This window comes from Arthrobacter sp. Y-9 (assembly GCF_029690065.1).
In the GTDB taxonomy this organism is placed as follows: Bacteria; Actinomycetota; Actinomycetes; order Actinomycetales; family Micrococcaceae; genus Arthrobacter_E.
Map to the genome: position 1 here is coordinate 2,181,508 of NZ_CP121463.1, position 22,406 is coordinate 2,203,913.

Annotated in this window: 18 protein-coding genes, 1 tRNA gene and 1 pseudogene; 9 read left to right on the plus strand and 11 right to left on the minus strand. The window is 68.5% G+C overall.

The window, feature by feature from the left end; all coding sequences use genetic code 11:
- Positions 1-3: 3 nt before the first annotated feature.
- The 4 genes and pseudogenes from P9849_RS09800 to P9849_RS09815 form a co-directional block, all read left to right on the plus strand.
- Positions 4-1,509, plus strand: coding sequence for an aldehyde dehydrogenase family protein (locus P9849_RS09800; protein ID WP_278266634.1), 1,506 nt, complete (start codon positions 4-6; stop codon positions 1,507-1,509).
- A gap of 136 nt (positions 1,510-1,645) precedes the next feature.
- Complete coding sequence (locus P9849_RS09805; RefSeq protein WP_278266635.1) at positions 1,646-3,355, plus strand: APC family permease; 1,710 nt, start codon at positions 1,646-1,648, stop codon at positions 3,353-3,355.
- Between the two features lie 253 nt (positions 3,356-3,608).
- A complete protein-coding gene (locus P9849_RS09810; RefSeq protein WP_278266636.1) occupies positions 3,609-4,790 on the plus strand; it encodes a Cmx/CmrA family chloramphenicol efflux MFS transporter in 1,182 nt (393 codons plus the stop codon).
- Positions 4,787-5,039: pseudogene (locus P9849_RS09815) on the plus strand (hypothetical protein); the annotation flags it as partial. The gene P9849_RS09810 and the pseudogene P9849_RS09815, both read left to right, overlap by 4 nt.
- 197 nt (positions 5,040-5,236) lie before the next feature.
- Here P9849_RS09815 and P9849_RS09820 read toward each other — a convergent pair.
- From P9849_RS09820 to P9849_RS09835, 4 genes are read right to left on the minus strand one after another with little or no spacing between them, the layout of a single operon-like run.
- A complete protein-coding gene (locus tag P9849_RS09820) occupies positions 5,237-7,744 on the minus strand; it encodes an FAD-dependent oxidoreductase (RefSeq protein ID WP_278266637.1) in 2,508 nt (835 codons plus the stop codon).
- A gap of 25 nt (positions 7,745-7,769) precedes the next feature.
- Positions 7,770-8,693: a formyltetrahydrofolate deformylase gene (gene purU / locus P9849_RS09825; RefSeq protein WP_278266638.1), complete on the minus strand. Its 924-nt coding sequence runs from the start codon at positions 8,691-8,693 to the stop codon at positions 7,770-7,772.
- 54 nt (positions 8,694-8,747) lie between these two features.
- Complete coding sequence (locus P9849_RS09830; protein ID WP_278266639.1) at positions 8,748-10,142, minus strand: ferredoxin reductase; 1,395 nt, start codon at positions 10,140-10,142, stop codon at positions 8,748-8,750.
- A complete protein-coding gene (locus P9849_RS09835; RefSeq protein WP_278266640.1) occupies positions 10,139-11,443 on the minus strand; it encodes an aromatic ring-hydroxylating dioxygenase subunit alpha in 1,305 nt (434 codons plus the stop codon). Before P9849_RS09835 ends, P9849_RS09830 begins: the two co-directional genes overlap by 4 nt.
- A 122-nt stretch (positions 11,444-11,565) precedes the next feature.
- Between P9849_RS09835 and P9849_RS09840 the strand changes: the two genes are divergently transcribed.
- Both P9849_RS09840 and P9849_RS09845 read left to right on the plus strand, forming a co-directional pair.
- Entirely contained in the window at positions 11,566-12,495 is a 930-nt protein-coding gene (locus tag P9849_RS09840) for a LysR family transcriptional regulator (protein WP_278266641.1), read from the plus strand.
- Positions 12,496-12,608: 113 nt separating this feature from the next.
- Positions 12,609-14,156, plus strand: a complete 1,548-nt coding sequence (locus P9849_RS09845) for a S53 family peptidase (RefSeq protein WP_278266642.1) — start codon at positions 12,609-12,611, stop codon at positions 14,154-14,156.
- A gap of 43 nt (positions 14,157-14,199) precedes the next feature.
- On the opposite strand, the gene P9849_RS09850 is transcribed toward P9849_RS09845, so the two are convergent.
- Positions 14,200-14,448 carry a hypothetical protein gene (locus P9849_RS09850; protein WP_278266643.1) on the minus strand — a complete coding sequence of 83 codons (249 nt, stop codon included), beginning with the start codon at positions 14,446-14,448 and terminating at the stop codon, positions 14,200-14,202.
- A 224-nt stretch (positions 14,449-14,672) separates the two neighbouring features.
- Between P9849_RS09850 and P9849_RS09855 the strand changes: the two genes are divergently transcribed.
- Positions 14,673-16,310 carry a serine hydrolase domain-containing protein gene (locus P9849_RS09855; protein WP_278266644.1) on the plus strand — a complete coding sequence of 546 codons (1,638 nt, stop codon included), beginning with the start codon at positions 14,673-14,675 and terminating at the stop codon, positions 16,308-16,310.
- Between the two features lie 14 nt (positions 16,311-16,324).
- On the opposite strand, the gene P9849_RS09860 is transcribed toward P9849_RS09855, so the two are convergent.
- Positions 16,325-17,431, minus strand: coding sequence for a LacI family DNA-binding transcriptional regulator (locus tag P9849_RS09860; protein WP_278266645.1), 1,107 nt, complete (start codon positions 17,429-17,431; stop codon positions 16,325-16,327).
- A gap of 184 nt (positions 17,432-17,615) precedes the next feature.
- Here P9849_RS09860 and P9849_RS09865 point away from each other — a divergent pair, with 184 nt between their 5' ends.
- Entirely contained in the window at positions 17,616-18,935 is a 1,320-nt protein-coding gene (locus tag P9849_RS09865; RefSeq protein ID WP_278266646.1) for an MFS transporter, read from the plus strand.
- 31 nt (positions 18,936-18,966) lie between these two features.
- Positions 18,967-19,965, plus strand: coding sequence for an alpha/beta hydrolase (locus P9849_RS09870; protein WP_278266647.1), 999 nt, complete (start codon positions 18,967-18,969; stop codon positions 19,963-19,965).
- A 17-nt stretch (positions 19,966-19,982) separates the two neighbouring features.
- On the opposite strand, the gene P9849_RS09875 is transcribed toward P9849_RS09870, so the two are convergent.
- From P9849_RS09875 to P9849_RS09895, 5 genes are all read right to left on the minus strand, one after another.
- Positions 19,983-20,147 (minus strand): hypothetical protein, encoded by a 165-nt coding sequence (locus P9849_RS09875; protein WP_278266648.1) that lies wholly within the window; start codon positions 20,145-20,147, stop codon positions 19,983-19,985.
- A 170-nt stretch (positions 20,148-20,317) separates the two neighbouring features.
- Positions 20,318-20,393 (minus strand) — tRNA-Val (locus tag P9849_RS09880).
- A 134-nt stretch (positions 20,394-20,527) separates the two neighbouring features.
- Entirely contained in the window at positions 20,528-21,394 is an 867-nt protein-coding gene (locus P9849_RS09885) for an NAD-dependent protein deacetylase (protein ID WP_278266649.1), read from the minus strand.
- The gene (locus tag P9849_RS09890; RefSeq protein WP_278266650.1) at positions 21,391-21,885 is read right to left on the minus strand and encodes a peroxiredoxin; all 495 of its coding nucleotides are present in this window, start codon (positions 21,883-21,885) and stop codon (positions 21,391-21,393) included. The genes P9849_RS09885 and P9849_RS09890 overlap by 4 nt, the downstream gene beginning before the upstream one ends.
- Positions 21,885-22,304, minus strand: coding sequence for a DUF3052 domain-containing protein (locus P9849_RS09895; RefSeq protein WP_066210681.1), 420 nt, complete (start codon positions 22,302-22,304; stop codon positions 21,885-21,887). The genes P9849_RS09890 and P9849_RS09895 overlap by 1 nt, the downstream gene beginning before the upstream one ends.
- Positions 22,305-22,406 lie beyond the last annotated feature (102 nt).

Genomic DNA, 22,406 nt, shown 5'->3' on the forward strand with positions numbered 1-22,406 from the left:
AAGATGACCGTGACTCCCACCGAGACGAAGACCATCCGAGGCCTGTACATCGACGGGTCCTGGCAGCAGGCCGCCGACGGCGGGACCACCACCGTGCGCTGTCCGGCGGACGGGCAGGAGGTCGCCGTCGTCGTGTCGGCCACCGTCGAGGACGCCGAGCGGGCGATCGCCAGCGCACGCAACGCCTTCGACGAGGGCCCGTGGCGCCGCAAGACGGACATCGAGCGCGGCGAGGTCCTCCTGAAGATCGCGGGCCTGCTCGAACGCGACAAGGCCGCGTACGCGCGGGCCGAGGCCCTGGACACGGGCAAGCGCCTGGTCGAGGCCGAGTACGACATCGACGACATCGCCTCCTGCTTCCGGTACTACGGCAAGATCGCGGGCCTCGACGCCGGGCGCGTGATCGACACCGGACTGCCGAACGCCATCAGCCGCGTGGTCTACGAACCGCTCGGCGTCTGCGCCCTCATCGCGCCGTGGAACTACCCGCTCCTCCAGGCCGCCTGGAAGGTCGCCCCGGCGCTCGTGGCGGGTAACTCCTTCGTGCTCAAGCCCAGCGAGCTGACCCCCTCGACGTCCATCCTGCTCATGGAGACGCTGGCGGAGGCCGGCGTCCCGGCCGGCGTCGCGAACCTGGTCACGGGAAGCGGCTCCAAGGTCGGACCGGTGCTGAGCTCCGATCCGCGGGTGGATCTCGTCTCCATGACGGGAAGCCTGGCCACCGGCCAGACCATCATGGCGTCCGCGGCCGAGACCGTGAAGCGCATCGCCTTCGAACTCGGCGGGAAGAACCCGAACGTCGTGTTCGCCGACGCCGACTGGGACGCGGCGCTGGACAACGCCCTGACCGCGGTGTTCCTGCACTCCGGTCAAGTCTGCTCGGCCGGCGCCCGGCTTGTCGTCGAGGAGAGCATCGCGGACCGCTTCGTCGCCGAGATCGTGGAGCGCGCTCAGAAGATCCGCATGGGCGGCCCCTTCGACGCCGACGCCGAGACCGGTCCGCTCATCTCCGCGAAGCACCGTGACCAGGTCCACGCCTACGTGCAGGCGGGCATCGCCGAAGGGGCCGAGCTGCTCTGCGGCGGCTTCATCCCCGACGACGGTCCGCTCGCCGACGGCTACTTCTACCCGCCCACCGTGCTCGGCAACTGCCGCTCCGGCATGAGCGTGCTGCAGGAGGAGTCCTTCGGCCCCGTGCTGACCGTCGAGACCTTCAGCACCGAGGCCGAGGCCGTGGCGATCGCCAACGACACCGAGTACGGCCTCGCGGGCGCGGTGTGGACCTCGGACGCGTCCAAGGCGCAGCGGGTCGCCGGCGCTCTGCGGCACGGGACCATCTGGATCAACGACTACCACCCCTACGTCCCCCAGGCTGAGTGGGGCGGGTTCGGCAAGTCGGGCATCGGACGGGAACTCGGACGCGCCGGGCTCAACGAGTACCGGGAGGCCAAGCACATCTGGCAGAACATCCAGCCCGCACCCAGCGGCTGGTTCGGCTCCTCCGACTGAGCAGCGCCTACCGGCAGAACAGCAGCATCCGGTATTCCAGGATCCGGCCGGGCGTGCAACGAGGCACGCCTGATCGGTTCCGCCGCCCCGTCCCCGGGGCGGCGGAACCGGCGGGTCACCTGAACAAGGAGCACAGATGTCAGAAACACGCACCGCCACCGGCCCCGGCAAGGCCGCCGACAGCAGCGGAATGGATGAGTTCGGCTATGCCCAGACTCTCGACCGCAGCATCGGGAAATTCGCCAGTTTCGCCGCAGGAGTCAGTTACATCTCCATCCTGACCGGCGTCTTCCAGCTTTTCTATTTCGGTTTCTCCACCGCCGGACCGGCCTACGCCTGGTCCTGGCCCATCGTCTTCGTCGGCCAGCTCATGGTCGCACTCTGCTTCGCCGAACTCGCAGGCCGGTATCCGGTGGCCGGTTCGGTCTACAACTGGGCCAAGAGGCTCAGCAGCGGCACCCCGTCCTGGCTGGCCGGCTGGCTGCTCCTGATCTCGTCGATCATGGCGCTCGGATCCGTCGCCCTGGCCCTCCAGATCACCCTGCCGCAGCTGTGGAGCGGCTTCCAGTTCGTCGGCGACGGTTCCGGCCCCTACGACTTCGCGATCAACGGCGTGGTCCTGGCCACCGGCATGATCGTCATCTCCACGCTGATCAACGCGTTCGGCGTGAAGCTCATGACCAAGATCAACAGCATCGGCGTCTTCGTCGAGCTCATCGCCGCCGTGCTCCTGGTCGCCGCCCTTTTCTGGCACGTGAACAACGGCCCCGAGGTCCTGCTGGACACCCGCGGCTTCGGCGAAGGCAAGCCGATGGGCTTCTTCGGCGTGTTCCTCATCGCGGCGATGGCCTCGGGCTACGTCATGTACGGCTTCGACACCGCCTCGTCCCTGGGCGAGGAGACGAAGGATCCCAAGAAGACCGCGCCCAAGGCGATCCTCCGCGCCGTCACGGCGTCCTTCCTGCTCGGCGGCCTGCTGCTGTTCGGTGGCATCCTCGCGGCGCCGGATCTGAACGACCCGAAGCTGGGCTCCCCCGACGGCGGACTGCAGCACATCGTGCTGTCCGTGCTGGGCGGCCCCTTCGGGAAGGCGTTCCTGGTCTGCATCGTCGTCGCCGTCGTCGTGTGCACACTCGCAGTGCACGCCGCGGCCATCCGCATGATGTTCGCCATGGCCCGCGACAACAACCTCCCGTTCAGCCGCCAGCTCAGCAAGGTGGACCCGGTCCGCAAGACGCCCACGGTGGCCGCCATCGTCATCGGAGTGCTGGCGATCATCCCGCTCCTGGTGAACATCACCCAGCCGGCCATCTTCACCATCCTGTCCAGCATCAGCATCGTGCTGATCTACCTGTCGTATCTGCTGGTCACCGCGCCGATGCTCCGCCGTCGGTTCCTGAAGAAGTGGCCGCTGAAGGACGACGGCGCCGAGGTCGGTTTCAGCCTCGGGAAATGGGGCCTCCCCGTGAACATCCTGGCGGTGCTGTGGGGCGGGGCCATGACGCTCAACCTCGTGTGGCCGCGCCAGGAGATCTACAACTCCGTCCCGCCCTTCGAGTGGTACTTCCAGTGGGGCGGGGTGATGTTCGTGGTCGGGGTGATCGTCATCGGCACCCTGCTGTACCGCCTGAAGCTCCGGCATCAGACGGGCGTCCTCGCCGAGCACGCCGCCGCGGCGGCAGAGCCTCCAGAAGCTCAGGCGGATCCGGCCGACGAGACCAGCTCCGCGGAAACGGGCGACCTGTCGCTCCAGCCGTGCCCCGTGCACCACCGCCACCATCGGAGGACGCCCGCTCTCAGCGGCGCCGGAACCGCCCGCTGTCCTTACGAGCCGCAGGGGAACTAGTTGTCGCCGGCCAAGAGGTTGTCGACGTTTCTTGGGGGTCGCGACGCAGACGGGTAGGGTGAGCGGTATGTCGAGCCCTGAATCGGACACTCAGGGGCTTTCGGTCACGCCGTCAGCCCCTCACCCCCACTGAGCCTTCAGCTCTCTGCTGCAGGCCATAGCTGCATGCAGCACGACATTGGAGTGTCCTTTGGGCGCTGACCGTGGTGACGAGACGTTCTCTTGTTCGTACTCTCGCTTCGGAGCAATCTCGATGCCTTTCGCTCTCTATGTTCTTGCCCTGGTGGTCTTCGCCATGGGTACTTCCGAATTCATGCTCGCCGGCCTTGTGCCCGGCATTTCCACATACTTCGACGTTTCCGTAGGGACCGCTGGTCTCCTGACATCGGCGTTCGCCGCGGGGATGGTGATCGGCGCACCTGCGATGGCCGCACTCACTCGTCGCCTCCCCGTGAAAGCGTCGCTCTTGGGCTTCGTGATCGTATTCGCGCTGTCCCATGTCGTCGGCGCACTCACGCCGGACTTCACTGTTCTGTTCATCACGCGGGTGATCGCCGCGATCGTCAATGCAGGTTTCTTGGCGGTCGCGCTGAGTGCGGCGACGCAACTCGTAGCACCCGACGCCAAAGGTCGGGCTGTGGCGACTCTGCTGGCGGGAACCACCGTCGCAACCGTCGCCGGCGTCCCCGCCGGTGCTCTAGTCGGCACGGCACTCGGCTGGCAGTCGACGTTCTGGGCGATCGCTCTCCTCTGCGTCCCCGCGGCAATCGGCATTGCCGCGGGCTTCACCACTCAAGCTGACGACACGTCAAGGGAGGCTTCCTCCTCGACCTCGCTGCGGATGGAGCTGGCGCAGCTTGCGTCACTGCGCCTTGGTCTGACGATGCTGCTCGCTGCCCTGGTGAATTCCGGGACCTTTGCCACCCTGACCTTCCTAGCGCCGATCGTCATGGACACCGCCGGCCTGAGCCAGTGGTGGGTGTCGGTGGCGCTTGTGCTCTTCGGCGTCGGTTCCTTCATCGGCGTCACCATTGCTGGGCGACTCTCAGATGCCCGACCCCGAATCGTCATCGTGAGTGGTGGCAGTGTTCTTGTGCTCGGGTGGGTCGCATTGGCGCTCTTCGCAACGATCCCGGTTGCCCTGCTGGGACTCGTTTTCGCTCAGGGTGTCCTGGGGTTCGCCGTCGGGAGCACACTGATCACGCGAGTGCTCTATGCGTCAGCGGGTGCCCCCACCATGGCGGGGTCGTACGCGACAGCGGCACTCAACGTCGGCGCAGCAGCCGGTCCCGTCCTTGCCGCTGCCACGCTCAGCGTGATGCCCGGCGCGCTCGGGCCCGTTTGGGTGGCCGTCATCGCGACCGCTGCGGCACTGCTGCTCGCCGTTCCCTTTCTTCGGCTGATCGCCCCCGTCGACAGCGAAGGAGGCAAGTGACGCACGCAAACTCGCCCTTGACGGTCGAACGTCGTCGCCGACTCATCGAGGTTTGTCGGGCTTGGCCCCTCGTCTGCTCCAACCCGGCAGCCATGCGCGACACCTGGCGAGACGCTAGCGCGACTTGAGGAACTACGGCGCGAGCACAAGTGCTCGGCGTCCCGCATCGCCTTCGAACTGCATCCAGACGGCGTTGCGATCAGCCGGCGCGCCGTCACACGGCACCTGGCCGGGCACGGCCTGAACCGCCGTCCCGGGGAAAGATCATCAGCCAGGGGATCTCCGGAGGACCGCCGTCACCTTCGCCTCTCCTGCTCCCGCAAGCCTCCTCCCTCTCGCCCGGCGGCGCCTTCATCGTCACCGGGAGCACCGCCCTCACACGACACAGCTCCGCCCCGGTCACGGAGGTCCGTGACCAGGGCGGAGCTGTCAGGGCTGACGGCGGATCAGCCGCGGATGCGCTCCATGGAGGGATCGTAGAGCGGCTCGGCGGTCACCGTGGCGGGGATCCGCTCACCGAAGTACTCGATCTCCACCCGGTCGCCGATGCCGACGGCGGTGGGCAGCCAGGCGTAGGCGATCGGGCGGTGGATCGAGAAGCCGTACGCGGCGCTCGTGACGTACCCGGAGGCCTCGCCGTCGACGTACACGGGCTCCTTGCCCAGCACCACGGAGCGGCCGTCGTCGATCGTGAGGCAGCGCAGCGTCTTCTCCGCCGGCTGCTCCTTGCGCTCGGCGAGCGCCTCGGCGCCGGTGAAGCCCACCTTGTCCTTGGCCACGGAGAAGCCGAGACCCGCCTGGTACGGGTGGTGCTCGGTGTTCATGTCCGTGCCCCAGAGACGGTAGCCCTTCTCCAGGCGCAGGCTGTTGAAGGCGCCGCGTCCGGCGGCGATGATGCCGAACTCCTGACCGGCCTCGAACAGCAGGTCCCAGAGCTTCAGCCCGTATTCGGCGCTCGTGTAGAGCTCCCAGCCGAGTTCACCGACGTAGGACAGGCGCATCGCGGTGACCGGGATGCCGCCCACGGAGATCTCCTTGGCGCGGAAGTACTTCAGGCCGTCGTTGCTGAGATCGTCGCCGCTCACCTTGCCGATCACCTCACGGGCCAGAGGACCCCAGAGGCCGATGCAGCAGGTGCTGCCGGTGATGTCGGTGACGTGGGCCCACTGCGACGGATCCTCAGCCGACTGCCGGCGCGCCTCGGCCCGCAGGTAGTCGAAGTCGACGTTGCTGTTGACGCCGAGCTGGAAGCGCTCCTCGTCGAGGCGGGCCACGGTCACGTCGCTGCGGATGCCGCCGTCGTGTTCCAGGAGCAGACAGTACGTGACCGCGCCCGGCTTCTTGGTGATGTTGCCGGTGCTCAGGCGGTGCAGCAGTGCCTCGGCGCCCGGGCCGACCACCTCGAGGCGCTTGAGCGGCGTCATGTCATACAGCGCGACGGCGGTGCGCGTCTTCCACGCCTCGGCGGCGGAGATGGGCGAATGGAACATACCGGACCAGGACTCGCGCTCCGGCGCCTGCCACTCGTCCGGGAGCTCTTCGAGGAGCCCGCGGTTCGCCTCGAACCAGTGCGGGCGTTCCCAGGCGGAGGCCTCCAGGAAGAAGGCGCCCAGTTCCTTCTGCCGGACGTGGAACGGGCTCACGCGCAGGTCCCGCGGGGATTCCTTGGGCTGCAGCGGGTGCAGGATGTCGTAGATCTCCACGAAGTTCTGCTGCGAGGTCTCCGAGACGTAATCGTCGGACGTCTGCACCTTTTCGAAGCGGGTGAGCTCCGTGCCGTGCAGATCCGTGCGGGAACGGCCCTCGATGAGGAGTTCGGCCACGGCCTTCGCGACGCCGGCGGAGTGGGTCACCCAGACCGCCTCGGCGACGAAGAAGCCGCTCAGGTCCGGGTGCTCGCCGATGAGCGGGCCGCCGTCGGGGGTGAAGGAGAAGATCCCGTTGAAGCCGTCCTCGATCTCCGCGTTCCGCAGGGCCGGGAGCAGGTCCTGGCTGTCCTCCCAGGCCGGGAGGAAGTCGTCCAGCGTGAAGTCCAGGCGGGACGGCATCTTGTGATCGGACATCTCTTCGGCGGAGACCTGCGGCAGCCGGGTCATGTCCACGGGCATCGGGCGGTGGGCGTAGCTGCCGATGCCGATGCGGTCGCCCCACTCGCGGTAGTAGAGGTCCTTGTCCTGGTAGCGCAGGATCGGCTTGCTCGCGCCCTTGGGCAGCTCGTTGACCCCTTCGAGTTCCGGCAGGGGCGTGGTGACGGCGTACTGGTGGCCGAGCGGCAGCAGCGGCACTTCGAGCCCGACCATCTTGCCCAGCTCGCGGCCCCAGAATCCGGCGCAGGAGACCACGATGTCGGCGGGGATCAGCCCGGCGTCCGTCTCGACGCCGGTGACCTTGCCGCCGTCGCGGGCGATGCCGGTGACGGTGGTGGAGCCGCGGAACTCGACGCCGCGCTCGCTCGCGCGTTCGATGAGCAGCTGCACGGCACGGGCGGCGAGCGCCAGTCCGTCACTCGGGATGAGCAGGCCGCCGAGGATCTCGCGGCCGTCGCTCAGGGCGCCCGTGGTCAGCAGAGGGTAGTGCTTCTCGCATTCGTCGGCGTCGATGATGCGGCTCTCGACGCCCCACGAGGTCATGAGCCCCATCTTGCGGTGGAGGTCCTTCAGCCGTTCCGGCGTCGTGGCCAGCTCGAGGCCACCCACCTGGTTGAAGCAGGACTGGCCGTCCTTGCTCAGGGCCAGGAGCTTCTCCACGGTGTACGTGGCGAACTGGGTCATGGTCCGGGAACCGTTGTTCTGGAACACCAGGCCCGGCGCATGGGACGTCGATCCGCCCGCCAGCTCCAGGGGTCCCTGCTCGACGACCGTGACGTTCGTCCAGCCGCGACTGGAGAGTTCGTCCGCGAGGTTGGTGCCGACGATGCCGGCGCCGATGATGACGACTCGTGGTGATGTGCTCATCTTCTTGTGTTTCTCCTGGTTCGCGTCAGCGGAAAACGACGGTTCGGGTGTTGTTCAGCAGGACCCGGTGCTGGCAGTGCCACTGCACGGCCCGGGACAGGGCCTGGGATTCGGCGTCGCGGCCGACCGTGGCGAGGGCGTTCGCGTCCAGGCTGTGGTCCACCCGGAACACCTCCTGCTCGATGATCGGGCCTTCGTCCAGGTCCGCCGTGACGTAGTGCGCGGTGGCCCCGATGAGCTTCACCCCGCGGTCGTAGGCCTGGTGGTACGGCTTGGCGCCCTTGAAGCCCGGGAGGAACGAGTGGTGGATGTTGATCGCCCGGCCCCGCAGGGTCTGGGTGAGGCCGTCGGAGAGGACCTGCATGTAGCGGGCCAGCACCACCAGATCGGCCTGATACTGCTCCACGAGTTCGAGCAGCCGCGCTTCTGCCTGGGGCTTGGTGTCGGCGGTGATCGGCACGTGGATGAACGGCAGACCCGCGGCCTCCGCCATGGCCCGCAGGTCCTCATGATTGGACACCACGACGGCGATCTCCGCGCCCAGGCTGCCGGCCCGCCACCGGAAGATGAGGTCGTTGAGGCAGTGGCCGAACTTGGACACCATCACGAGGAGGCGCTGCGGCCTGCCGTCATGGATCGTGAAGTCCATGCCGAACTCCTCCGCCACGGCGGCGAATTCCGCGCTGAGGCCTTCGACGGTGACGTCGTCGTCGCCGGGGGTGAAGGCCGTGCGCAGGAACAGCTTGCCGCTGACCTGGTCGTCGAACTGCTGGTGCTCGATGATGTCGAACCCTCGGTCCGCCAGGAAGGCGGTGATGGCCCGGACGATCCCGGGACGCTCCGGACAGGCGAGGGTGAGGACGTACTGGGCCGTGCTGGTCTTGGCGGGGTTGGTGAGGTTTTCGGCGGTCGCCTCGCCGGCGGTGCGGCTTTCAAGAACAACGGTCACGATCTACTCCTGGATCTTGAGACGTGCTGAGGGGTGACAGGGGTGACACAGAGGTCAGGCGTCGATGACCAGGTCGGTCTTCGCCGTGGAGCAGCAGGGCAGGAACTTCCCGGCGGCGATCTCCCGCGCCCGGATGCCGCCCTGATGGTTCATGTCGACGTCGCCGGAGAGCTTGACGACCTTGCAGGAGCCGCACATGCCTTCCTTGCAGTTGGCGCCGATCCGCACGCCCGCTCGCTGAGCCACCTCGAGGATGTGCTCGCTGGGGTCGATCCGGACGTTGACCCCGGTGCGGAGAAAGGACAGGGTGAGGCTTCCTGTGCCCACCGTGGTGAAGCCGGACGGGTCCGGGGTGCCCGGGTCGGCCGCAGCCACGGGGCCTGCCGCTTCCGTGCCCGCCGCTTCCAGCGGCAGGCCCGTGGCGTCGAGCGTGCCGTCCTCGTCGTACCCGGGTTCGTAGAGCCCGAAGGCGGCGGGCTGGCTCTCGAAGTACTCTTCAGGGGATTCCGCGATCTCCTCCGCGATCTCCTCCGCGATGTCTGAGGCCAGCGCGATCTCCTGCTGGTACTCCAGCAGCGTCTGCCGGTTCCCGGTGAAGAACTCCATGTAGATCGAGGTGTCATCCACCCCGACCTTCTTCAGGAGCTCCGTGGCGGTGTTCAGATAGCCCTCGGGTCCGCAGGCGTAGACCTGCCGGCCGTTGGCGTCCGGGGCGACCTCATCGATCATCGCCGCGCTGAGCCGCCCGCGCAGGCCCTGCCATCCCTCCGGGACGCCCCGGTCGCCGAGTGAGTAGTGCACCCGGATCCGCGCGTCGACGGAAGCGATGTGGTCCAGTTCCCGCTGGAAGGCGAAGCCGTCGGCTTCCGCGCCGTGATAGAGCACGACGACGTCGGCCTGGCCGGGCAGCGAATGGATGGTCCGGACCATGGACATGATGGGAGTGATGCCTGCCCCCGCGGCCAGCAGGAGATAGCGGGCGCGACGGTCCGCATCCGGCAGATGGAACGCGCCGACCGGACCGAGCATGTCCAGCACGGTGCCCGGCTTCACGTTCTCGTGGATCCACGGCGAGACCGCGCCGGCGGCATCCCTCTTCACGGAGAAGCTGAACGTCCACGGCTGGGTGGGCGAACTGGACAGCGAGTAGCTGCGGTCCACCGGGTCCTCGTCGTCGCCGTTCACCGGGAAGGCGATGTTGACGTACTGGCCCGCACGGAACGCGAGCGGGGCCCCGTCCCCACGGCGGAACACGAAGGTCATCAGACCGCCCGCTTCGGGGATGGTCTCGACGCACTCGGCCATGAACTCCTGCGGGTGCCACGGACCCAGTGCCCGGGCGGCCCGGGCGGGAGTCTCGGCGCTGCCCATCACCCGGTTCCAGGGCATCTCCAGCCCGCGGATGCGCTGGGGTTCCCGGACCGCCTGCTGAGTGAGGACTTCGGTCATGCCAGGTGCTCCTGCACGCGGTGCACGTACCAGTTGATGAACGCCTCCACCTGGTACTCGCTCTTCATGTATGGGCCGGGTTCGTAGGCGGGGCTCGCGGCGCCCTGCTGGCAGAGTTCCACGAACGCCTTGTCCTGGATGTTGGTCTGCTTCCAGGTGTAGGTGAGCTTGTCCAGGTCGTAATCGACGCCTTCCACGGCGTCGTCGGCCACCAGCCAGGTGGTGCGGACGAGCGTCTGGTGCTCGTTGATCGGGAACACCCCGAAAGTGATGACGTGGTCGCTCATGAAGTGGAACCAGCAGTTCGGCTGGAGGTGCATCGAGCAGCGGCCCAGGCGGAAGTCCCGGAGATCGCCGAGGAGCTTCTTGGACAGCCGGCGGCCGTCGGCGGAGAACGACTCGCCGTCACCGTCGAGGGCCTCACGGGAGATGCGGATGCCGGCGATGCGGGTGTCGAGCTCCTCCACCACCTGATGTGGCAGGCCGTACCGGTCGCAGCGCGCCTCAAGATCCGCCTGGGCCACCTTGTTGCGCTCCCACACCTCCTCAAGGTGCGTGGGGATGAGTCCCTCCGTCAGACCCCAGGTGGGGAACAGGGAGCAGGCGAGCTCGGGGTGCCCGTCGCAGTGGTAGCACTCACGGTTGTTCTCCATGACGAGCTTCCAGTTGCCCTCTTCGATGATGTTCTGCTGGTACGCGATCTTCGTCTTGGCCAGCTCGTGGGGCGCCAGGTACGGCTCGAAGATCTTGGCGGTCTCGTAGAAGTCGGTGGGCGGTTCGGCCGCGAGACACACGAAGATGAGCCCGGCGACCTCGAGGCCGTGGGCCTTCTTGAGCGCGAAGCAGTTCTTGTCGAACTTGGCTTCGCCGGGGGCGGAGGCGTGGATCAGGTTGCCCTCGGGCGAGTACGTCCACGAGTGGTACCCGCAGACCAGGTTGCCGGTCTGCCCCGCGGCCTCGGTGAGCACGCGGGCGCCGCGATGGCGGCACACGTTGTGCAGGACGTTCACGCCGCCGTCGTCGTTGCGCAGGACGATCAGGGAGTAGGGCCCGTAATCAACCGTCACATAGTCCCCCGGCTCCGGCAGTTCCGCCGTGCTCGCGGCGAAGATCCAGTGCTGCCCGAAGATGGCTTCCATGTCCAGCTTGAAGATCGTGGGGTCCGTGTAGAACGGGGCGTCGAGCGAATATCCGGTGCGCCGGAACTCGAACAAGGCGGAGATCTCGGCCAGCTGCTCCACGGGCAGAGTGGCGGCGAGTCGTCCGCGCGAGCTGAGGGGAGCGTTCGCTGGAGCGGTCATGGGTTTCCTCCCGGGGAGACACGAGGGGCGGGGTGCGCGACAGGCTTGTCATGATGAGATTAGGGTCACATTCTCCGCAGAAAAAGCGCGAGATTTTGCGAATATCCATGCAGAATTAGCGCATGATCGATGTCAGGCTCATCACACTCCGCGTCTTCGGCCAATGCGGCACCATCGGCGCCACCGCGGAGCTCACGGGCTACTCCCCCTCAGCGGTGTCCGCGCAGCTCCGCGAACTGCAGCGGGTGCTCGGCATGCAGCTGCTCACCAAGGACGGACGCGGCCTGCGGCTGACCACCACGGGACGCATCCTCGTCGCCGGTTCGGACGCGCTGATCGCCGAATGGGAACGCCTGCGGGCGGCCGCCATGGAGGCCGGGGACCAGGTCCAGTCCCACTTCGGCCTCGGGGGCTTCTCGACGGCGGCGGCCCACCTGCTCGCCCCGCTCGCCGCGACCCTGCGGTCCACCCGGCCCCTCGTCGACGTCCAGGTCCTCGAAGCCGACCCGGCCCGGTGCTTCGACCTCCTGGTCGCGGAGCGGATCGATCTGGCGGTCATCATCGCGATGCAGTCGGACGCGCAGGAGGAGGATCAGCGCTTCGAGAAGACGGTTCTGCTGGATGACCCGCTGGATGTGATCGTCCCCGCCGATCATCCTCTGGCGTCGCGGGACGTCGTGACGCTGGAGGAGCTGGCCTCGGAACCGTGGATCACGGAGGCCGTCGGTTCCACCTATCACTCACTCTTCACGGCGGCGTTCACGGCGGTCGGCGTGACACCCCGGATCGCTCACGAGGCTTCCGAGTGGGAGACCATGATCGCATTCGTCGGCGCCGGCCTCGGCGTCGGCCTGCTGCCGCGACTGGCGCCATTGCGCGGCGCCGAGAACGTCGTGCGGCTGCGGATCAGCGGCAAGGGGCGGCCCTCGCGCCGGATCATCGCCGTCGCGCGACGAGGCAGCCTGGGCTCCCCGCTGATCCAGGAATCGCTCGGGATCCTGCAGGCCGGCGCGCACCAGATCCTCACGGCGCGCCTGGACGAAGAGGACTGAGCACCCGGGTTTCACGGCCCGCCCGAGGGAGCGAAGGGCCTTTACCCTGTCAGTCGGCACGGTGATACTGGCATCGGGGATCCGTGGTGAACCGACGATGTCTGGAGGACTCGATGGCCGGAGTGAACGAACCCTACAACGCACGGGAAGACGGCATTCCCCTCAAGAGTTCCGCCCGGGCGGTCGTGCCCGGCGTGGAGCTGCACGGCCCGGCGGACGGCGCCGGCCGACTGGAGATCACGGTGGTCCTGCGGCGCAGGACGGCGCTGCCGGCTCAGGCGGCGGTCGGCCATCTGACGGCTGCCGAGCTGGCTTCCGAGTACGGGGCCTCCGACGACGACGTGCGGCTCGCCACCGAGGTCTTCACCCGGCTGGGCGCGGATGTGGTCGAGTCGGACCCCGCGTCGCGGCGTCTCCGGCTGTCCGGCACGGTGGAACAGTTGAGCAGCATCTTCGGCACCACCTTGGAGGATGCCACGAGCACCGCGCCGGACGGAGCCACGGTGCACTACCGTCACCGGCAGGGCGAACTGAGGATCCCCGCCGAGCTGAACGGCATCGTGGTCGCCGTGCTCGGCCTCGACGACCGTCCGCAGGCGCGCGCCCATTTCCGCGTCCTCCCTCGCGCGACGGCGGGCACCGGCTACAGCCCGGTGGACCTGGGCCGGGTGTACGGCTTCCCCGACGGCACCGACGGCTCGGGCCAGACGGTGGCCATCATCGAGCTCGGCGGAGGCTACGCTCAGGCCGATCTCGACGCCTACTTCGCGGGGCTGGGTTTCGCCACTCCCCAGATCACGTCCATCGGCGTCGACGGCGGCGCGAACCAGGGCGGGAACGATCCGCAGGGTGCGGACGGCGAGGTCCTGCTGGACATCGAGGTGGTCGGGGCTCTGGCGCCGAAAGCGGCGATCCAGGTGTACTTCGCCCCCAACACGGACGCGGGATTCCTGGACGCCGTGGTCGCCGCGACGAAGGCCGCGCCGTGTGCGATCAGCATCAGCTGGGGCCAGAGTGAGGACCAATGGACGGCCCAGGCCCGCGACGCCTTCGATCAGGCCCTCGCCGACGCCGCAGCGCTCGGCATCACCACGACCGTGGCCGCCGGGGACCGCGGCAGCAGCGACGGTGCGGCCGATGGAAAGGCCCATGTGGACTTCCCGGCCTCGAGCCCGCATGCCCTGGCCTGCGGCGGGACCCGGCTCGACGCGGACCCGGAGACCGGGACGATCAGCTCGGAGACCGTATGGAACGAAGGCCCCGACTCGGCGACCGGCGGCGGGTACAGCAAAGCCTTCCCCCGACCGGCCTGGCAGTCGCCCTCGGCCTCCGGGCATTCCGGGCGTGGGGTCCCCGACGTCAGCGCGGTCGCGGATCCACAGACCGGCTACCGGATCCGCGTGGACGGCAAGGACCTGGTGATCGGCGGCACGAGTGCCGTGGCACCGCTCTGGGCGGCGCTCATCGCCCGCTTCGCGCAGGCCGGGAACCGGCGCTTCGGGCTCATCCAGCCCGCGCTCTACGCCGTGTCCTCAGGATTCCGGGACGTGACGGTCGGCAACAACGGAAGCTACCACGCGGGGCCCGGCTGGGATGCCTGCACGGGCTTGGGCACCCCGGACGGCGCCGCACTGCTGGCGGCGCTGAAACCGGCCCCCTGAGAGCCGCGCTGAAACCCCGCCGACCCCCGCCGACCCCGAGACGCTAGACGGAGCTGCTGGCCCGGCGTCGACCCCGCGCGCCCCGCCGTGCCTTCATCCAGCTTTTGCGAGCCCGCACGGCGCTGCCCGGAATCCACCGGAACAACGCCATCGGCACAGCACCCGAGAAGACGTACGTCTTCCCGTCGCGCTCCAGGGTGAACTCCGGTTTACCCTCCGGGGCGGTCGATCCGGCGCCGAGGGACAGGGCGAAGGCGCACTTCCCACCGAAAGCCAGGTAGCTCTCACTCACGTTGACATCCTCAATCCTCTGGGCGGGCCGCCGATGGCAGACCTCGGCGCCACCGCGTCACTTTGATGAGTGGCGCGAGACCCCGGATCGTGACGCGACTCCGCGCCCTGAATTCGTCCGGGTCCGAGCTCGTGCGCCAGGGGTGGACCGTGGGCTCCCGCTTGCATAGGCTGACGTCAAGCGCCATGTATGCGCATACAGTCTCCAGGTGGAAGGCGGTCATCGTGACCCAGGAAGTGTTGCCTCGTCAGACTCCCGAACAGCTCGGCGTGGACCCGCGCGGAATCGGCGCCTTCCTCGACGCGGTCGAGGCCGCGGGCATCGAGCTTCACAGCCTGATGATCGCGGTCGACGGCGCCGTCGTCGCCGAGTCCTGGTGGCATCCGTACGACGCATCCACACCTCACCTGCTGTACTCGCTGAGCAAGAGCTTCACCTCGGTGGCAGCCGGCATCGCCGAGTCCGAGGGCCTGCTCCGCAGGGACGACCGGCTGGCCGATCTCCTCCCGGAGGCGGCGGGTTACGGCGACGCGACGATCGCCGACGCCCTGCGCATGTCGGTGGGACACCTCCTCGATCCCGTCCTCGACCCGAGTGTCGAGCTTCCGGTCACCGACGACGGCCTTCTCCAGCTGCTGGCCGCGTACCACCCGGAGCGGGGCCCTGGAGAGATCTTCACCTACGATCAGCTCGCCACCTTCGCGGTCGCCAAGATCATCGAACGAGCCGCCGGAACCTCCCTCTTCGAGTACCTCCGCCCTCGCCTGCTCGAACCCCTCGGGGCGACGGAGGCGAAGTGGGCCGGCGGCGACTCCAACCCCGGCTTCACGGGCCTCCACCTCCGCACCGCATCGATCGCCGCGTTCGGGCAGCTGCTCCTGCAGCGCGGAGTCTGGCAGGGCCGCAGGCTCGTGCCGGCGGAGTGGATCGATCAGGCCACTTCGGTGCGGATCAGCAATGACGCGGACCACCGGTTCCCGCCGGGCCAGCCGGTGGACCGGGACAGTTCGCTCGGCTACGGGTATCAGTTCTGGATCGGCGATCACGGATACCACGCGGGCGGCGCCTACAGCCAGCTGTGCCTCGTCCTGCCCGGGGTGAATTCGGTGATCGCCCTGACCGCCTCGACCGTGCTCGGTCAGCCCCTCCTCGACGCCGTCTGGGAGCACCTGCTCCCCGTGTTGTCGAGTCGGGGCGACACCCTGGGGACCGATGCCGGCTCCTTGGACAGCGCTGCTCTCTCCCGGCGTCTTCAGGAGACGGCCATCCCCGCGCCCACTGCCGGCGCCGAACGCCGCGCCGAGGCCCAGGCGAAAGCCAACCTCGGGATGCTGGCGGGACTCGTGCTGGCCCTGCGGGGAGAGGCTGCGCCCGACGGCTGGGCGGAGGCCGCCGAGCGGGCGCCGGAGTGGGCCGCCCTGGCCGCCCAGGCGATCAGGACTGCGGGCGCACCGCTCGCGCCGCCGTCGTCGCACAGCGTTGCCGGAACCGTCTTCACTCGCGCTCCCGGCGAGCCGGGGCTTCCCGAGGTGCGCTTCGGCGGGCTGGGCGGCACGGACCTGCCGGAGCTCGAATCAGTGCGGCTCGACGGCGACACCCTGACTCTGACGCTCGACGGCGTGGCGTATGGTCTCCGCGTCGGCGGCGATGACTGGACCCGGGGCGAACTGCTGAGCGATCCCCCGGTCCGCTTCGCCACGCGGGGCGGCTGGGACGGGACCGACGCGTTCGAGGCCGAGCTCCGGATGATCGAGGGCCCGCATGTGGGGCTGCTCAGACTCTCCCCCGAGACCGGGCACTTCTCCTTCACCTGGCGGGAACCGACGCTCGTGGGACGTGGCCTCGCGGGCTATCAGGTGTAGGTCCGACCGACCCCTCAGGGGCAGCCGCAGCTGCGGCCCAGGAGCATCGCCACGGGCAGGACGACGTGGCGGCTGGTCCCCGGCGCGTCGAGAGCCTCGGTGAGAAGCTCGACGGCGACGCGCCCCAGCTCGTCCATCGGCTGGCGGACCGTGGTCAGCGGCGGATCCGCCAGCCGCGCCGCGTCGAGCCCGTCGAAGCCCGTGATCGCGACGTCCCCGGGGACCGCGATCCCGTGGTCCCCGAGCGCGGCCTGCACCCCCAGGGCCGTCTGATCACTCGAGCAGACGATCGCATCGGGGAGCCGGTCCGCGAACGACCGCTCTGCGGTCAGCAATGTAGTCACGGCGGCGTACGTGGCGGAGCGGGACCCGGCATCCACGAGCGGCTCGACCGGCACCTTCAGCCCGCGGTCCTGCAGCGCCGCGGTGAAACCGGCGTGACGAGCCGCATGCTCGGCACCCGTGGCCGAACCCGCGAACGCGAAACGACGGGCTCCGTGTTCGTCCGCCAGGTGTGCCGTGAGCGCCCGCATGCCGCTGAAGTCGTCGACCCTGACCGAGGACGCGGTCATGCCCTCTGGCACGAGCTGTGAGACGAGCACCATCGGGAGCCGCTGCGCCAGGAGTCGCAGTTGCGCCTCCTCGATCGTGGCGGGCAGCACCACGAGACCGTCGCTGCGGCGTGCGATGTCATCGAGCGCCACACCGCGGCCGTCGGAGTCCTGCCAGCCGACCAGGAGTGGGAGTCGGCGGAGCGTGCACTCCAATTCGATACCCCGCAGCACCTCGTCGGCATACAGCGGGAACAGCCGGGGCCAGCGTCCGCGGTACTCGACGCGGGGCACCTCGCCCTCGGCGCTCGGCACCGGGCTGCGGTCCCATTCGTCGGGTTCGTGCCCACTGAACGAGTAGAAGCCGAGAGTGCCGGTGCTCCGTTCGGCGAGGCCGCGGGCCAGACCGCTGGGCAGATAGCCGAGTTCCTGGACGGCGCTCTGGATGCGGTCCCGGAGCGTCTCGCTGAGCTTTTCCGGAGTGCGGAAGTACCTCGAGATCGACGCCGTGGACACGCCGGCCGCCGCTGCGACGTCGTACACCGATGGACGCGCCTTCGTCACGGTCATCCCTCACTCCCTGTCCTTCGACGCCGGTCCGGCGTCGGCCGCCCCGGAATGGGCCGGGGCCGCCGCCCCCAACGGTATCGGAAGAAGCGCCACTCCAGCCCTTGTTTCCACGAATGTACGCGCATACACTCGTGTCCACCAACCTCGGGTACGACATCCGTGCACCAACTCGATGAGGAGTTACATGTCGGTCCAGAAGAGAATCCCCGCCGCGCTCGACCCGTCGGCGGCCGTTACGGAACCCGTCGTGCACCTGGCCGACGCCGAAACGGTGCCCGGGGAGCGGCAGACTCCGTGGTTCTGGGTGAGCTTCGCCCTCGCGTGGGGCGCGACCGGCGTCGCGCAGGGAGTGGCCGGCGTCGCCGTGCCGCAGCTGCTCAAGCAGTGGGACGCGGCGAGCGCCTCAGCGAACCTCAGTGTCCTGCTGACGGTGGGCGGTTTCGCCACGCTCGTGGTGACCCCGGTCTTCGGCCGGCTGAGCGACCGCTCGCGGTCCCGCCTGGGGCTGCGGAGGCCGTGGATCCTCTCCGGATCACTGATCGCCCTCGCCGGCTACCTCGCCCTCGCCTGGGCGCCCACCCCCGCCTGGCTCTGGATCGGCATCGTGCTGAACTACGTGGGCTGGGGCGCCGTCGCCATGGCGCAACACAGCCTCTTCGCGGATCAGATCCGGCGCCGGATCCGCGCCATCATGTCGGCGGTCACCGGGGCGGCGGGCACGGTCGGCATCCTGGTCGGCACAATGATGACCGGGCAGCTCGCCTCCCTGGGGCAGGCCGCCATGTTCCTCATCCCGGGAGCCGTGGCGGTGGTGCTGTCCCTGACGCTGTTCGTCACCCTGCGGGATCTCCACCGGACGGACGCTCCCCCGCCGTTCAATCTGGAAGCGTTCATCAGCACCTTCTGGCTCAGTCCTCGGCGCCACCCGGATTTCGCCTGGGCCTGGATCTGCCGTTTCCTCATGACCGCGTCGATCGTCACGGTGACGAGTTACCTCTACCTGACGATCTCCGGACGGTTCGACCTCGACGATCCTTCGGTGATCGCCGGAGTGCAGACGCAGGCCACCCTGGTCTTCACCGTCTGCAATCTGCTGTTCGCCTTCCTCTTCGGCGTCATCTCGGACCGGACCAGGCGGCGCAAGCCCAGTGTGCTGTTCGGTGCGATGCTCAGTGCCGTCGGCCTCATCGTGGCGGTCGCGACGCCGGGTCTGCCGATCTTCCTGGTCGGGATCGCCCTGATCGGCGCGGGACAGGGCGCCTACATCTCGGCCGATGTGGCCCTGATGACCGAATGCCTCCCCTCGGTGGAGGAAGCCGGCAAGGATCTCGGGATCGTCGCGCTGGCGTATCTGTTGCCGAACATCTTCGTCCCGGTGCTGGGCTTCCTCCTCACCAGGATCGGATCGCCGACCGGGGAGAACTTCGTGGCCCTCTACGTGGCCGCCTTCGTCATGGCGGTGTTCGCCGGACTGTCCGTCCTCAGAATCAGGAGTGTGCGCTGATGACCTGCGTCACCAGGAAAGGCGGCCTCGGATGAGGTGGAGACGAGGACGCTGGCGGCGTCCCGCCGTCGACCCGGCCGTCACCGCCTTCGAGAAGGCTGCGGCCCCTTTCAAGAAGCCTGAGCCCTCTGATGCCGCAGGGCGTCGCCGCGTGGCTCAGGAGAATGACGACCGGATCCAGGTGGAATTCGCCGAAACACCGCTCGAAACAGCGACGGCGGATCACCTGGTACCGGCGCGTCAGGCGCCTGACGTGCGGGTGCGGGTCTACTGGCCGGGCTGGGAGCCGGCGTCTCCCGGAGCGGGACTCCCGGTGCTGGTGTATTTCTATGGCGGCGGCTTCACGCTGGGCGGCATCGACTGGAAGGCCTGGGACGCGAGACTGCGGCGGCGAGCGCAGGACGCCGGGGTCATCATCGTCGCGCCGGACTACGCGCACGCACCCGAGCACCAGTTCCCGGTTCAGCCGGAGCAGTGCTGGGCGGCGCTGGAGTGGGCCTGTGAGCACGCCGAGGAACTGGGAGGATCGCGGGACCGGATGGCGGTCGGCGGCGCCTCGTCGGGCGGCAATCTCGCCGCGGCGGTGACCCTCATGAATCGCGAGCGGAACCGGATTCCGGTGCGGCTTCAGATCCTGGAGAACCCGGCCCTCGATCTCACGATCGGCCACGCGGACATGAGCGGCATCGGCCCCAGCATGCCGCACGTCATCCTGGAGAAGGCGGGCCGGGCGCTCGTGGCCCAGTATCTCGGGCCGGACCGGGCACTCGCTCGGGAACCGTATGCGTCACCGCTTCTCGCAGAGTCTCATGAGGGACTCCCACCCGCGGTGATCTTCACCGCGGAGCTGGATCCGCTGCGCGGTGACGGCGAGGCGTATGCCCGGGCGCTCTCGGCGTCCGGCGTCCCGGTGACGGCACTGCGGTTCGTGTCACAGACCCACGAGTCGTTGGGGATCCCGGTCCCGTTCGCGGCGGGCGACTTCGCGCACCGCGCATGGGTGAGCGAGGTGGCTCGGCTGCGGGAGTAGGTGGTGCGGGGCGTTTCTCAGCCGCGCTCGCGAGCCGCTTCCCGCTCGAGGCGCTTCCGGCGGGACGACTCCGCCAGGATCGCGGCAGTGATCGCCCCGATCGCCGCCGACGTCGGCCCGTTCACGTAGTAGCCCACTCCGGCGCCCAGCACCGTCACGATGGCCGTCCCCCACAAGTTCATCTGAGTGCTCCCCACTGCTCACGATTTTCGACCGGTTGTCTCTGGAGCCTATCGAGGTGAGCTCCCGAGGACAACGGTGCGGTGGCTTGGCGGCAGGGGTCGGATGAGCCGACGCATACGGAAAACCCCGGTGCCGCAGGATGAAAATCCTGCAACACCGGGGCTTTCGGTGGTGGGCCCTACCGGGATCGAACCGATGACATCCACGGTGTAAACGTGGCGCTCTACCAGCTGAGCTAAAGGCCCTTCTCTGCTGTCCGCGCTGCGGTCAACAGGTATCAACCTTAGCGGATCCCCAGTTCAGCGGGCAAACGGCGACGCCGCCTGCACCCCTGCTGCACCGCCCCCGGAGGAGGCCGACCGCCGTCGTCGTGCGCGGGTCAGTGTGCCCGGGGCACCGGAGGGGGTAGCAGCGCGCGGGCGAACGCCCGCAAGGTCTCCGAGGTGCCGCTGTGCAGCCGAACGGTGGCCAGCTCATCGCCCCTGGTCGGGCCCTGGTTGACGAGCACCACCGGGGTTCCGGACTTGTCGGCCTGTCGGACGAAACGCAGCCCGCTCATGACCGTGAGCGAGGTCCCGGCGACGAGCAGCACGTCGGCCTCCTCCACAAGCTTCAGGGCACGCGCCAGACGCGGCTTCGGCACGTTCTCCCCGAAGAACACGAAGTCGGGCTTGAGCACTCCCCCGCAGCGCGGACACGGAGCGACCACGAACTCGCGGGCCAGGGCGTCATCGATCTGGGCGTCGGCATCGGGCGCCTCGACGACACCCAGCTCCTCGGCTCGCTCGATGAACCCGGGATTGAGCGCGGTCAGCATCTCCTCGAGCGTTCGGCGCCGCAACAGGTCGCCACACTCGGTGCAGATGATCTGGTCGACGCGGCCATGCAGATCCACCACGTTCTCGCTGCCGGCGTCCTCGTGAAGGCGGTCCACGTTCTGCGTGATGACGGCCTGGATGGCTCCAGCGCGTTCGAGCTCGGCCAGCGCGAGGTGACCGTCGTTCGGCTCAGCCCACTTCACCCGTCGCCACCCCAGATGATTCCGGGCCCAGTACCGCTGCCGGGCAGCGGCGGAGCCCATGTACTCCTGGAGCGTGATCGGATTCGACGGGCGCGAATTCGGGCCCCGATATGCGGGGATCCCGGAATCCGTGCTGATCCCGGCACCCGTCAGCACCACCACGGCACGGGAGCGGAGAAGACCCAGAGCCTCCTCGAGCGCCTCGTCCGTGGTGATATCGGTCATTCCGCGAGTTCCGCCAGGGCCTGCCGGTACGCCTCGAAGTCGCGTGCCTGACCGCGCGGGTTGACCACGCCGTAGCGGACCACCCCGTCAGCGTCCAGGATGAACGTGCCGCGCACGGCCATGCCGGACTCCTCGTCGAACACCCCGTACGCCCGGGCGGCTGCGCCATGCGGCCAGAAGTCCGCCAGGAGGTCGAAGTCATAGCCCTGCTGATCGGCCCAGGCGCGCAGCGCGAACTTGCTGTCCACGGACACGGCCAGCACGCGGGCGTCGAGCCCGGCGAACAGGGAGATGTTGTCCCGGATCTCACACAGCTCACCCGTGCAGATGCCGGAGAACGCGAACGGGAAGAACACGACGACGGCGGGTCGGCCGCGCAGCGCGCTGAGGGTCACCTCTTCACCGAACTGGTTCACCAGGGTGAAGTCGGGCGCCTCCTCCCCCACGGCCGGGGAAACCAGCCCCAGGGGGTTCGCCACTTGTTGCGACATCACTTCTTCTTCCGGAACACCAGTCGGGTCCCGGACCAGTCCTTCGCTGCGGACAGAGTCGATGTGCTGTGCAGACCCGCGGTGGGGGCGGCCTGCTGGATCTCGGCAGGAGGAACGTAACCCTCCCGGCCCGACTTGGGGGTCAGGATCCAGACCACACCGTCGCCTTCCAGGGCGGGAAGGACGTCCACGAGGGCGTCCACCAGGTCGCCATCATCGTTGCGCCACCACAGGATGACGGCGTCGACTACTTCCTGTTCATCCTCGTCCAGCAGCTCCGAACCGGTGATGTCCTCGATGTCCGCGCGGAAGTCGAAGTCGACATCCTCGTCGTATCCGAACTCCTGGATCAGGTCGCCGTCCTTGAAACCCAGACGGCTGGCAGTGGTGACGTCCGCGACGGCGTCGGCCTCGCTCACTCGTTCCTCCTCGTAGTAGGCCGGTAACTCCATTCCGGCCCGCGTCACTTCCCATTGTGATGCATGAGCGGCTCTTTCGCAGCGGTTGACACCGAATTGTCC